This is a genomic window from Actinoallomurus iriomotensis (assembly GCF_030269445.1).
GTDB classification, from domain to species: Bacteria; Actinomycetota; Actinomycetes; order Streptosporangiales; family Streptosporangiaceae; genus Actinoallomurus; species Actinoallomurus iriomotensis.
The window spans coordinates 192,585-205,197 of the sequence record NZ_BSTJ01000009.1 but is presented as its reverse complement, the minus strand read 5'-3'; the positions used below and the strand labels follow the sequence as shown (position 1 = coordinate 205,197).

Here is a 12,613-nt window from a genome sequence, read left to right as displayed (position 1 = left end):
GCCACGCATGTCACCGCGCGGGCTGCGCGCCGGTGCGGCGGACCCGGATCAGGGCGAGCGTGACGAAGAACGTGGCCACCGAGATCCCGGCGGCGACGGCGAAGGCCCGGTCGAAGCCGACGACCAGTGCGTGCCGGTAGGCGCCGTGAGCGTGGGCGGCGCCCGTCCAGGCGACGGTGCTCAGTACGGCGAGCCCGACCGCGCCGCCGACCTGCCGGCCGGCGTTGAGCAGGCTGGAGGCCACCCCGGAGTCGGACTCGGCGACGCCCGCCAGCGCCACCAGCGGCAGCGGCACGAACAGCAGGCCCAGCCCGGCGCCGGTGACCAGGGTGGGGGCGAGCAGGCCGCCCACATACCCGGCGTGCTCGGTCAACAGTGACAGCCAGTACAGGCCGCCCGCGCAGGCGGCGCAGCCGACCAGCAGCAGCGGGCGGGCGCCGACCCGTGGAAGCAGCGCGGAGGCGACCGCGGAACCGGCCAGCACCGCGACGGTCAGCGGCAGGAACGCCACCCCGGCCCGGATGGCGGAGTAGCCCCAGATCTCCTGCACGAACAGGATGAGGAAGAAGAACGCGCCGAACAGCACGGTGCCCAGGCCGGCCATGACGAGGTTCGCCCCGAGCCGGCCGCGGTCGCGCAGCAGCCGGCCGGGCAGCAGCGCGTGCCGGCTCCGCGCCTCGATGAGGCCGAACGCGGCGAGCAGCACCATGCCGGCCGTCAGCGTGACGACCACCTTGGCGTCGCCCCAGTGGGACGCGCCGTCCGGGCCGGTCGCCGCGGCGGACAGGCCGTAGACGAGCGCGGCGACCCCGGCCGTCCCGGTCAGCGCCCCCGGGATGTCGAGACGGCCGGCCAGCCGCGGTGCCCCGGCCAGCACGAGGGGAGCCAGCAGGGCCGCGGCGAGCCCGACCGGCACGTTGACGAACAGCACCCACCGCCAGGACGCGTAGTCGACCAGCAGCCCGCCGGCCACCAGCCCGATCGCGCCGCCCGCCACGCTCATCGCGGAGTACACGCCCATGGCCCGGGCGCGCGGCCGCCCTTCCGGGAAGGTGGTGACGATCAGCGACAGGGCGGCCGGCGCGACGATCGCACCGCCGGCGCCCTGCACCGCGCGGGCCGCCAGCAGCCAGGCCTGGGTGGTGGCGAACCCCCCGACCAGCGACGCGGCGGAGAACACCAGCAGGCCGACGACGAACATCCGGCGGCGGCCCAGCAGGTCACCGGCCCGGCCGCCGAGTAGTAGCAGCCCGCCGAACGCCAGCGCGTAGGCGTTGACCACCCATGACAGGTTCGCCCCGGAGAAATGCAGTGCGTCCTGGATGCGGGGCAGTGCGACGTTCGTGATGGTCGCGTCGAGCACCACCATCAGCTGGGCGGTGGCGATGACCAGCAGCGCGAGGCCCTGCCGGGGGCGGACGGCGGCCTTCGCGGCGTCGCCTGCGTACGGAGCGGAGGGCGGGGCCGCCGTGCGAGTTTCCGACATGAGGGTTTCTCTTCCTGTCCGAGGTCCGGGCGGCGTCAACCGCGGGCGGGAGGGACGTTGTGGGTACGGCGGAACACGTTCGCGGGGTCGTACCGGCGCTTGACCTCGGCCAGCCGCCGGTAGGTGGCCGACGGGTAGACGCTCGCGACGTCGTCGTCGGTCGCGGTGCCGAGGAAGTTGACGTACGCGCCGCGGCTCCGGGCCGCGACCGGGGACCAGCGGGCGAGCGTCGCGGCGGCGAGTTCCGGTGACGCGCCGGGCGGCAGCATCGTGCCGGCCACGACCATCGCCTCCGCGTCGCGGTGGGCGTAGGCGGTGGCGTCCGGCGCGACGCGGGCGACCGCGCCGCCCAGTCCGCGCAGCGCGATCGCCGCGCCGTCGGCGAGCAGGTCCGCGATCGCCCCGGTCATCGCGTCGTCCAGGGCCGGCACGAGGGCGTTGCGGATCTCCATCCGGGCCCCGGGCGGCAGGGTGGGACAGTCCTCCAGAATGTCGGCGTACGGCGTCTCGCGTACGGTGTCCGCGCTCACCGGGGCGAGCGCGCGGAACGGGCGCAGCGCCGCCGCGGCGGCGTCGGGGTCGGAGCCGCCGTAGCAGCACTGCAGCATGGCGGTGTACGGTCCGGCGGGTCCTCCGGGCGGCGACGGCAGCAGGTTGAGGATGGTGGTCAGGTCCTCGTCGCTCGCCCCGGCGAGTTCCCGCCAGCCGGCGACGAGCCGCGCCGGGTCGGTCGCCTCATAGCCGATCGTCCCGAAGTGCACCGTGGTGACCGGCTGGGCGATGAACTCGAAGGACGTCACCACGCCGAAGTTGCCGCCGCCTCCGCGCAGCGCCCAGAACAGGTCCCCGTGCTGTTCGGCGTCAACGTGGATCGGCTCTCCGTCCGCGGTGACCAGGTCCGCGGCGACCAGGTTGTCGATGGCCAGCCCGTAGCGGCGCACCAGCCAGCCCATCCCGCCGCCGAGGGTGAGCCCGCCCACCCCGACCTCGCGGGTGTCGCCCGCGGTCAGGCCCAGCCCGTACCACGCCAGCTCGGCGGCCACCGCGCCCCAGGTCGCACCGGCTCCGATGCGGACCCGGCGACGTTCCCGGTTCAGGACCTCGACGCCGCGCAGGTTCCGCAGGTCGATGACCATGCCGTCGGTGTGGGTGCTGAGCCCGGCCATGCTGTGCCCGCCGGACCGTACGGTGACGGCCAGCCCGGCGGTGGTGGCGTGGCGCACGGCGGCGGCCACGCCGTCCGCGTCGCGCGGGCGGACCACCAGGTCGGGCGTGCCCGCCGCGAACACGGTGGCCGCGGCTTCGGCGTAACCTTCGGCGCCGGGCGCGAACACCTCGCCGGGCAGCCGGGTCTTGGAACGTGATGCCTGTTTCATGTCGGCGATGGTGCCGAGGCGCGGGGGTGCGCGTCGTCGTGCACAGGACGTCTTTCCTGCCTGGTCAGAGCGGACCGTACGGACCGTGCCGGTGCTCCCGGGAGAGGAGCGGCGGTACTGCGCCGGGAGTAGGCCGGAATGCCTTCCCGGGGAGGATGCGGCGGGGGACCGGGCACGTAGGCTCGGAGCATGCGCACGGATCGTGGCCGGCGCCGGCTCTACGGCGCCGGCTGGCTCATCTCCGCGGGCGTCACCGCCGTGGCGTTCCGCATGTGGCACCTGCACCTGCGCGAGGTCGAGCAGCGCGCCGAAGAGGCGGAGCGAACCCGCGACGAGGTCGCGCGGCGACGGGCGGTGGAAGAACGCCTGCGCATCGCCCGCGAGCTGCACGACTCCCTGACCCACAGCATCTCCGTGATCCGGGTGCAGGCGGGCGTGGCCGCCCACCTGGCCCGCAAGCGCGGCGAGGACGTCCCGCCCGCGCTGCAGGCGATCGCGGAGGCGAGCGCCGACGCCGCCCGCGAGCTGCGCGCCACGCTCAGCGTGCTGCGCAACGGCGACCCCGACGGCGGAAGCGGCCTCGGCCAGCTCGCCGGTCTGGTCGCCCGCGCGCAGGCGGCCGGGCTGACGGTGGAGGTGACGGTGACCGGGACCGAGCGACGGCTGCCGCCGGATGTGGACCAGGCCGCCTACCGGATCGTCCAGGAGGCGCTCACCAACGTCTCCCGCCACGCCGGCGCCGCGTGCGCGTCGGTGCGGCTCCGGTACGGGCGGGACACGCTGACCGTGCAGATCGACAACAACGCCCCGGACGCCGCCGGCGCGGACGACGCCGGCCCGGCCGTCGAGCCTGAGCCGGCGTCCGCCCGGGGGCTCGGGCTGATCGGCATGCGCGAACGGGTCACCGCTCTCGGCGGCCGGCTCGACGCCGGGCCGTGCGAGCAGGGCGGCTTCCGGGTACGGGCCGAGCTTCCGGCGCGGGTGCCCGCGTGATCCGGGTTCTGCTCGCCGACGACCAGGCGCTCATCCGCAACGGCATCCGGATGCTGCTGGAGTCCGAGGACGGCATCGAGGTGGCCGGTGAGGCCGCCGACGGCCGGCAGGCGGTGGCGCTGGCGAGGGAGCACCGGCCGGACATCGTCCTGCTGGACATCCAGATGCCCGTGCTGGACGGGATCGAGGCGACCCGGCAGATCGCGGGCGATGAGGAACTGGCCGCCGTCCGCGTCGTCATCCTCACCAACTACGGGCTGGACGAGTACGTCTTCCGGGCGCTGCGCGCCGGGGCCAGCGGGTTCCTGCTGAAGGACACCGAGCCGGCCGACCTGCTCCAGGCGCTGCGGGTGGTGATGCGCGGCGACGCGCTCCTGTCCCCCGCGGTCACCCGGCAGCTGATCACCGAGTTCGTCGCCCGCCCGCCGGACGCCCTCGGCACGGCGGGCCTGGAGGCCCTCACCAACCGCGAACGCGAGGTGGTGGCCCTGGCCGCGCACGGCCTGAGCAACGACGAGATCGCCGCGTCGATGGTGCTCAGCCCCACCACCGCCAAGACCCACATCAGCCGGGCGATGACCAAGCTGGGCGCCCGCGACCGCGCCCAGCTCGTGGTCTTCGCCTACCAGTCCGGCCTCGTCAGCGCCCGCTCACCGGGCTGACAGAGGTACGTCCACGTAGGGAATGAGCCTGACGGGGCCGACCAGGCCGTAGGAGTTGACCGTCTTCCCGGCGATGGCGTTGCCGAGCATCGAGGCGACGGTGACCACCACCTCGTTGCGTCCGGAGCGCAGGTACGGGCCGATGTCGATCCGGGCGCCGGCGAGCTGGTCGGCCGGGGGCAGTGACCGCCCGTTGACCGCCACCCGGTACGTCGTGGTGACCTGCCCGAGGTCCAGATAGGCCCCGGCGCGCTCACCGAGATCCACGTCGAAGGTGGTCCGGTAGGTGCCCACGCCGGAGACGCTCTGCATGCCGGGCAGCGTGCTCCAGGCCGGTAGCAGGCCGGTGTCCGAGGCCGCGGTCACCTGCTGCTCGGGCAGTTGTGTGATCTGGGTCTGCCGGGGACCGGAGCCCTGGTGCCACGACGCCACGCTCAGCCGCCACTGGGTCGGGGACTGTGCCGTGGGCACGTCCCGTACGTCGGTGACGACCTGGCGGCCGTCCGACAGCACGGTGGTCTGCCGGCCGTTCTCGGTGGCCCGCAGCAGTGGCGTCCCACCGTCGAGGACGACCTGGCCGGCGGTCGTACTCACCACGTGGGTCGACGGCGGCCGGGTGCCGGCCGGCGGCTTGTCGCTCACCGCCACCAGGGCGATGTCGCCGGGGGCGACGTCCAGGTTCACCACGGTGTGGTCGCCCTTCACCGCGTACGACGCGACCGGCTCCGTACGACCGGTCCACGGGTCCAGCTGGTACGGGATGCCCCGTACGGCCACCGACACGGTCGCCTTCGCCTGCTTGTCCGAGGCGTTGTACCAGTAGTAGACGTTCACGTCCTGTCCGCTGCGCTGGACGCCCACCAGGGACGACGGCGACGCGAAGGCGGCACGCGGCTGGACGCCGAGCGCGGCGAGGGCCTGCGGGACGTCGTCCTCGGCCGCGACCCAGCGGACGGTGCCGAACCGGTGCAGCCGCTCGAAGGCGGCACGGACCGCGGCGTCGTCACCAGGGTGGTCACCGAGCGCGCGCTGCGGTGCGTCGCCCACCACGACGACCGGCAGCCCCTGTCGTGCCATGGTCACGATGCGCCGGGCGGACGCGAGGTCCATGGCGCTCTCCCGGTCCACCACGAAGGCGTGGAAACCCGGCCCCCGCGGTGCGAGCGTCCGGTTCGCCACGGACATCTGGTGCCCGGCCAGCAGGGTGGTGTTCACGAACCCGTAGGTGAAGCCGAGCTGCTCGAGGGCGGAGCTGGTGAAGTAACGCTCACCGACCGTGCCCTCCGAGCTGTGCCCCGCCTTCTGGTGGTAGATGGCGATGTCGGTCAGCTGCCGGCCCGTACGCAACGCCGTCTGGAGGCGCGCGACGTAGTCGTTGATCCGCCGGTCGTCCGCCCAGGTCGGGTTCTGCGGACCGTACGCGTCATCGACGCCGGTGTTGCCGAACGCCGCCCAGCCCGGCCACGTCACCGCGGTACCGGGGGCGTCGTGCGACCAGCCGTGCCAGACCACGTTGTTGACGCCGGCCGAGAAGTTCTCGTTCACGTGGGAGAGCAGCTTCTGCCGGGTGACCCGGTAGGCGCGTCCGAATGACGCGCAGCATTCGTCGGAGACCAGTGGCCGGCCGCTGAGCTGGGCGGCCGTCGCCATGCTCCGCCACGCGTCCGCCCCCTGCGTCTCGATGAGGCCCTGACTGGCCCCGGCGTTGAACGAGCGGTCCTCGCCCTCCGGGATGTCCAGCAGGGACGAGGCCTCCATCGGGTCGACGAACGTCGGCCCCCAGGAGCTGTACGGCTGGCCGCGCAGCGTCAGGCCGAGGCTGTGCGCCCACGTACGCAACGGCAGAAGGTGGTCGTCGCGGAAGAGGTCGTTCAGCGTCTGGCGGTAGTCCTCACGGACGCGTTCGGCCAGCGAACCCGGCAGCTCGAACTGCGGGTCGCTGACGGCGAGCGTGGGGATGTACGGCTCGACGTCATAGCCACGGCGCTTCCGGAACTCCTTCAGGAAGTCCGCGGTCCAGTTCCGCAGCGGCTCCCCGCCCGGGTTCAGCTCCAGGGAGTCGAAGAAGAGCGATCCGCCACTCGCCTTCAGCCGCTGGCGTACCTCCTTGGTGAGCAGGTGCTCGTTCCAGAAGCCCTCGACCGCGTCGACGCCGGCGCGGCTGAAGTGGTCGACGAGGTACGACGTGCCGGGGGTCTCCGCGCCCTCGACGAGCTGACCGGTGCCGTGCGTCCAGGAGGCGACGAGCACCCATCGGCCGTCGGGAGCCTTCCAGCGAAGCCGCTCGTCGCCGCTCACCCGGTCCTTGAGGTTCACCGAACCCGACGGGTCGAGCACCGGTACCTTGTCGTCGCACTTCGACGAGCAGGGGTAGGCCCGGAGCGCGACCAGGTCGGCCTTGTGGACGCCGTCGGGAAGCGTCGGCTGAGGCACCCGTCCGGCGTACTCCTGCCCTGCGGCGAGCCACGCGGTCGCCAGCGTGAGCTCCTTCTCCGAGCCCGGCCCGTCCGGCGACACGGAGGCGAGGTTCGCCGACCATTTCGAGGTGTACGTGGTGTCGACCTGCAGCCCGGCGCTCTTGCCGATCGCGTAGGCGTCGGAGAACCGCTCACGCCACGCGTCCGTGCCGAAGCCCTGGGTGGCGGGGTCGTAGTCGTTGATCGGCGCGACCGAGTTGTTCCGGACGAAGTTCGACAGCTCGACGCCTCCGGCGCCGCCCTCCCGCATCGCGGTGAAGTCGGCCTTCAGCGTGTCGAGGTCCATCCGGCCGCCCGGATGCCAGTAGCGGTAGAAGGGCCGATCCTGGACCGGGGGATTCGCGAAGCGACGTGCCAGGCCGGTGGCCGACCCGTAATCCTGCTTCGGTGATGCCTGCGCCGAGCCGGGGGCCGTGACGGCCGCGGGCAGCGCCAACGCGGCGGCCAGCACCATCGCGGTGACGCGACGCCGGGAGCCGGATCGCCCTGGGGAACTTTTCATGATCTTCCTGACCATCCGACCTGTCTCAGCGCCTGCCGGTGCCATGCGGTGCTCTCAGCTCGCGACCAGGGCTGGGTAAAGCGTTTTAACGACTGCCCCGGGACTCTGATCGGGCATCTGGGCAGGAAAACCTTATCCCGATCCATCGACGATGGGCCGGGAGTGCCGTGCGGCGCCTCAACGGTTTCGGCGGTGGTCCATCCAGTCGGTTCCGGGCCCGTGAACGTTCTTCATCCGGTTGTAGGCGCGCAGGTCACGGCGGCTCTCACGGATCGCCCCCCAGGTGCTGCGCCAGTCGGCGAGCCTCGCCCCCCTGCGCCGGTTGCGCCGGTCTGAGACGAACCCCATGACCAGCACGATCGCCAACAGCCCCAGCACAGGCGCCCACCAGAACATGGGTGCAGTATGAGCCGCCGCACGACCGATGTCCACGAAAGGTACGGCGGCACTCGCAGACGGCGGCTACCCAAAGCCCCAGCTCATCCGTTCGAGGGCCGGAGAGGTAGCTTGCAGTCCGTGAACGAGCTGAGCTTCCGGGGGAAAGACCGCTACCGCCTGTCCTCGCTGCACTTCGGGGGGGTGGGTCTCTTGTTGGTCGTCGAAGGAGTCTTCGCCTTCATTCGACTCGGCCCCGTGGGCTTCTGCTGCCTGCTGGCCGGGACGGCCGCACTCGTCGGTCTCGGCATCTCCCTGGCGCGCCGGAGCTGGACCACGGTCGGGGCGGCCGGAGTGACCATCAGCTGGGGCGTCGGTCGTGGTCGCACCTACTCCTGGCAGGAGATCCGGTGGGTCGACGTACGCGAGACCAAGACCCAGTACGGGACGTCGCGCTCGGCTCGCATCACCCTGGCGAACGGGCGGCGGCGCTCACTGCCCGCGCTCCAGCACAGCACCCAGTACCCCGACCCCGATTTCGACGTGGATTTCCGGCAGGTCGTCGACTGGTGGAAGTCGAACACGGACCCGGCCGCACGGTTCGAGCCGCCGAAGCGGTGGTGGAACCGGCTGACGCCCCAAGCGTTCGGATTCATCCTGGGCCTGCTCATCACGGTCGTCGTCATCGTGGTCGTCGGCATCGCGATGGGTTAGGCCCGCTCGTTGAACGGGTGCCCAGAGACGATCAAGGGCCTTCCCCGACGGGTACGCGGGGAAGACCCTTGATCAGTGCCGTGGAACCGAACCGCATCAGCGGTCAGCCCAACGACTTTCCGCCGCTCATCGCCGAGGTCCGTCGGCCTCTGCCCACGTGAGCGGTACTGCTCATTACTCGCGTCCCTTGTGGGTCTTCGTGGCCTTGCCGGACGGGGTCGTGCAGGGCGCGTCGCCGGTCGCGCCGCAGCGCGGGCACGCCGCCGGCGCCGTGGTGGATTCGGTGGCCGGCTCGGTGGCCGCCTCCGTGGCCGGCTCTGCGGCCGGCTCTGCGGCCGGCTCTGCGGCCGGCTCGGTGACCGCTTCCGTAGTCGGCTCAGCGGCCGCTTCCGCAGTCGGCTCCGCAGCCGCCTCCGTAGTCGGCTCGGCAGCCGGTTCCGTGGCCGGCTCCGCGGGCGCTTCCGTGGCCGGCTCGGCAGCCGCCTCCGTAGTCGGCTCCGCAGCCGCCTCCGTAGTCGGCTCGGCAGCCGGTTCCGTGGCCGGCTCGGCAGCCGCCTCCGTAGTCGGCTCCGCAGCCGCCTCCGTAGTCGGCTCCGCGGCCGCTTCCGTGGCCGGTTCGGGCTCCGCCGTCGCTCCCTCGAGCGGGGAGTCGGTCGAGTGGGGGTCGCGTCCCTTTTTCTGCTGGATGTACGTCTTGACGCGGTCGATGATCTTCACGGGTGGGGGGCTCCTTAGCGTCGGGTACCGGGCCGCGCGGGTAGGGCCGGACACGGTCCTTCGGATCGCGTCGGTGCGCTCGGCGTCGACCTGGTCGCGCTCGTCGAAGGTCATCAGATCGTAGAGCAGGCCACGGCGTACTTGCCCATGAGGAGTTTCTCATCGGTGTCGTCGCGCTGACAGGAGAGGAGTCCGCCCCGGTCACCGGGCCTGCTCACGACGAACACCGCGTCGTGTAGCGAACATGGCCGTGCGAGCCGTATCTGTGGTGGATTATCGGTGGTGGATCCATTTTGACCGCATAGGGGGAGGTCCGTTGCCGGGCTTTGTCGTATCCCAGACGAATCCACGGGCGTTCCCGACGATCGCCGACGCGGCGAAGGCTTCGGGGCCGTCCGGGGAGCAACTGCGCCACATCGCCGTTGAGCCGGGCGTCTACCGTTCGGACACCCTCCGATACTGGGGGAACGCGGTGATCACCGCGGTCGGGGGTCCTGGAACGGTCACGCTGGACTGCGCCGGGAGCTACACGCTGCGGGTCGAGGGCCATGTCACCCTGCGGGGCCTGACGTTGCGCAACGGGAACGCCGAGGGCGTCCCCCTGGAGGCGGCGGGCGGCACCCTGATCGTCGAGCAGTGCGAGTTCGTCACCAAGTCGAGCCGCGCGATCAGCGTGTGGAACAGAGCCGAACTCTTCGTCCGGGACAGCCGTGTCCACGGCGGTGGCATCGTCTACTCCGACTCCGCCGGTCTGGTCGAGCACACCGAGGTGTTCAACCCTGACCTGTGCGGGATCGCCATCCGCAACGGAAGCAGGGTCACCGTCCGAGACTGCCGCGTCCAGCGGGCGGGCGAGCACGGCATCTGGGTGGCCGAGGGCTCGACACCGCTGATCGAGCATTGTGAGATCGAGGGCTCCAAGGCCGCGAGCATCCTGGCGCAGGGGCGCGCCAAGGCCACCGTCCGCGACTCCCGGCTCCGTACGTCGGGCCAGAGCAACTTCGTGGTACGTGACAACGCCTCCGCCACCGTCGAGGACTGCGTCGTCACCGGATCAGGAGCCGACGGCGTGTGGGTCACGGCCAACGCGACGCTGACCGCACGGTCCGTACGCATCGAGGACGGCAGGCGCAACGGTGTGGTGGTGGACGAGCTCTCCACCGCCGCCTTCGAGGACTGCGACATCACGCAGGCGGCGGTCTGCGGGCTGGCGGTGAGCGGCTCGGGCACGGCTCGGTTCACCGGGGGCACGATCACCAAATCCCAGATCGGCGCGTCGGCCGCGAACGAAGGAGTGCTCACGCTCGACGGAGCCAAGGTGTCGCACAACAAGAACATCGGCGTCGCGGTGGATCCGGGCACCAGAGTGGTCCTGCGCGACTGCACCATCACGGGCAACGCCGGCCAGGGCATCGTCACGACGGCCGGCTCGCAGGTACGCATGGAACGGGTGAGCTCCGAGGCGAACGGCGCCGAGGACATCATCGGAGTCGATATCGGCGGCACCGCAGATTCCAACGTCGCCACGACGGCGGCTCCGCCGGAACCCGTCGCCAAGTCCGGTGCCGCCGCCCCGGAGACCTCGAGCGCGGCGCCGGAACCGGGCGTTGACGAGCTGCTCGCCGAGCTGAGCGCGATGGTGGGTCTGGCGGGGGTGAAGCGCGAGATCGGCAAGCTGGTCGGCCTCCTGCGCATCGCCGAACAGCGCAGGCAGGCAGGGCTGCCGCACGGACCGGCGATCGGCCGCCACATGGTCTTCGCCGGCGCCCCCGGCACCGGCAAGACGACGGTCGCCCGGCTGTACGGAAAGTTGCTCGCCGCTCTCGGAGTGGTCCCCACCGGGCAGTTCACCGAAGTGTCGCGCACGGAGTTGGTCGGTCAGGTGCTGGGTGAGACCACGCAAAAGACCGCGGCCGTCTTCACCAAAGCGCTGGGCGGAGTGCTGTTCATCGACGAGGCGTACACCCTGTCCCGCCGCTTCGGCACGGGCACCGACTTCGGGCAGGAGGCCATCGACACACTCGTCAAGCTCATGGAGGACCACCGCGACGAGATCGTCGTCATCGTCGCCGGTTATTCGGCCGAGATGCGCACTTTCTTGACGGCGAATCCCGGGCTGAAGTCGCGTATCTCCCGCACCATCGAGTTCGAGAACTACAGCCCGGCCGAGTTGACGAGCATCACCGAGACCCTCGCCGGGCAGTACGGTTTCCGGTTCACCGAGCAGGCGCAGGCGTCACTTCTCACCCACTTCCAGCGGGTCCGGAGAGACGAGACCTTCGGCAACGGCCGCGAGGCCCGGCGCATCTTCGAAGCCGTCGTCGAACAGCATGCGCTGCGGCTGTCCGGCCAGGACGGCCCCGCGACGGCCGAGGAACTGACCCTTCTGCTGCCCGAAGACCTCGACGGCGTCGTCGACACCGGTCTGAGCACGAGGATGGGCGAGGTACGCGACGCCGGACAGCTCCAGGCGCTCCTCGACCGGCTCAACGGAATGATCGGCCTGGAGGCGGTCAAGAGCCAGGTCCGTGACACCATCGACCTGATCGCCGCCACCCGGCGCAGGCGGCAGGAAGGCCTGGACGCCGCACCGATCTCCAGCCATCTGATCTTCGCCGGCCCGCCCGGAACCGGGAAGACCACGGTCGCGCGGCTCTACGGAGAGCTCTTGGCCGCTCTCGGCGTGCTGGCCCGCGGCCACTTCATCGAAGCCTCCCGAGCCGATCTGGTCGGTCAGTACCTCGGCCAGACCACGCAGAAGACCACGGCCAGGTTCGACGAGGCGCGTGGTGGGGTGCTGTTCATCGACGAGGTCTACACCCTGTCGCGACAGTTCGGGGCGAATGCCGACTTCGGGCAGGAAGCCATCGACACACTCGTCAAGCTCATGGAGGACCACCGCGACGAGGTCGTCGTCATCGTCGCCGGCTACACCGACGAGATGAACGGCTTCCTCGCGGCGAACCCTGGACTCGCGTCGCGGTTCTCCCGGACCATCGCCTTCGCCCCGTACGGCCCGGACGAGCTCGTCGAAATCTTCGTCGGAATCGCGGAGTCCTCCGGCTTCGACGTTCCCGACGGTACGCGCGCCGCGATCCGCGATCACGTGACCGGCCGGACCGAAAAGTTCGACCAGGGAAACGGCCGCGAGATCCGCAAGCTCTTCGAGGCCGCCCAGACCGCACACGCCCGCCGTATCGCCCAGCTCGAACGCGGCGGATCTCAGGCGACCCGCGACCAGCTGCGCACCCTTCTTCCCACGGACGTCGAAGAAACCCGCTGAGCTCAGGTCCCGCAACCGGGTGTGCTGC

9 protein-coding genes are annotated in these 12,613 nt (G+C 71.5%); 4 read left to right on the top strand and 5 right to left on the bottom strand.

The features are described from left to right. Positions 1 to 10 precede the first annotated feature (10 nt). Together QSK37_RS33320 and QSK37_RS33315 are read right to left on the bottom strand one after the other, a co-directional pair. Entirely contained in the window at positions 11 to 1,486 is a 1,476-nt protein-coding gene (locus QSK37_RS33320) for an MFS transporter (protein WP_285629251.1), read from the bottom strand. Positions 1,487 to 1,521: 35 nt separating this feature from the next. Continuing rightward, positions 1,522 to 2,862, bottom strand: a complete 1,341-nt coding sequence (locus QSK37_RS33315; protein ID WP_285629249.1) for an FAD-binding oxidoreductase — start codon at positions 2,860 to 2,862, stop codon at positions 1,522 to 1,524. Positions 2,863 to 3,051: 189 nt separating this feature from the next. Between QSK37_RS33315 and QSK37_RS33310 the strand changes: the two genes are divergently transcribed. Both QSK37_RS33310 and QSK37_RS33305 read left to right on the top strand, forming a co-directional pair. Then, on the top strand, positions 3,052 to 3,855 hold the full coding sequence (locus QSK37_RS33310; protein ID WP_285629247.1) for a sensor histidine kinase: 804 nt from the start codon (positions 3,052 to 3,054) through the stop codon (positions 3,853 to 3,855). Continuing rightward, positions 3,852 to 4,517 carry a response regulator gene (locus tag QSK37_RS33305; protein WP_285577690.1) on the top strand — a complete coding sequence of 222 codons (666 nt, stop codon included), beginning with the start codon at positions 3,852 to 3,854 and terminating at the stop codon, positions 4,515 to 4,517. Before QSK37_RS33310 ends, QSK37_RS33305 begins: the two co-directional genes overlap by 4 nt. On the opposite strand, the gene QSK37_RS33300 is transcribed toward QSK37_RS33305, so the two are convergent. Then, a complete protein-coding gene (locus QSK37_RS33300; RefSeq protein ID WP_285629245.1) occupies positions 4,506 to 7,496 on the bottom strand; it encodes a glycosyl hydrolase in 2,991 nt (996 codons plus the stop codon). The genes QSK37_RS33305 and QSK37_RS33300 overlap by 12 nt on opposite strands. 177 nt (positions 7,497 to 7,673) lie before the next feature. Beyond that, the gene (locus tag QSK37_RS33295; RefSeq protein WP_285629241.1) at positions 7,674 to 7,892 is read right to left on the bottom strand and encodes a hypothetical protein; all 219 of its coding nucleotides are present in this window, start codon (positions 7,890 to 7,892) and stop codon (positions 7,674 to 7,676) included. 120 nt (positions 7,893 to 8,012) lie between these two features. Between QSK37_RS33295 and QSK37_RS33290 the strand changes: the two genes are divergently transcribed. Beyond that, entirely contained in the window at positions 8,013 to 8,585 is a 573-nt protein-coding gene (locus tag QSK37_RS33290; protein ID WP_285629239.1) for a PH domain-containing protein, read from the top strand. Between the two features lie 174 nt (positions 8,586 to 8,759). Here the strand turns inward: QSK37_RS33290 and QSK37_RS33285 are convergent, their stop codons facing one another. After that, complete coding sequence (locus tag QSK37_RS33285; protein WP_285629237.1) at positions 8,760 to 9,302, bottom strand: hypothetical protein; 543 nt, start codon at positions 9,300 to 9,302, stop codon at positions 8,760 to 8,762. A gap of 316 nt (positions 9,303 to 9,618) precedes the next feature. Here QSK37_RS33285 and QSK37_RS33280 point away from each other — a divergent pair, with 316 nt between their 5' ends. After that, positions 9,619 to 12,585, top strand: coding sequence for a right-handed parallel beta-helix repeat-containing protein (locus QSK37_RS33280; RefSeq protein WP_285629235.1), 2,967 nt, complete (start codon positions 9,619 to 9,621; stop codon positions 12,583 to 12,585). The last annotated feature ends 28 nt before the right edge of the window (positions 12,586 to 12,613 follow it).

Coding starts and splice junctions, on each gene's coding strand:
- QSK37_RS33320 (WP_285629251.1), bottom strand. CDS start 1,486: ATGTCGGAAACTCGCACGGCGGCCCCGCCCTCCGCTCCGTACGCAGGC.
- QSK37_RS33315 (WP_285629249.1), bottom strand. CDS start 2,862: ATGAAACAGGCATCACGTTCCAAGACCCGGCTGCCCGGCGAGGTGTTC.
- QSK37_RS33310 (WP_285629247.1), top strand. CDS start 3,052: ATGCGCACGGATCGTGGCCGGCGCCGGCTCTACGGCGCCGGCTGGCTC.
- QSK37_RS33300 (WP_285629245.1), bottom strand. CDS start 7,496: ATGAAAAGTTCCCCAGGGCGATCCGGCTCCCGGCGTCGCGTCACCGCG.
- QSK37_RS33295 (WP_285629241.1), bottom strand. CDS start 7,892: ATGTTCTGGTGGGCGCCTGTGCTGGGGCTGTTGGCGATCGTGCTGGTC.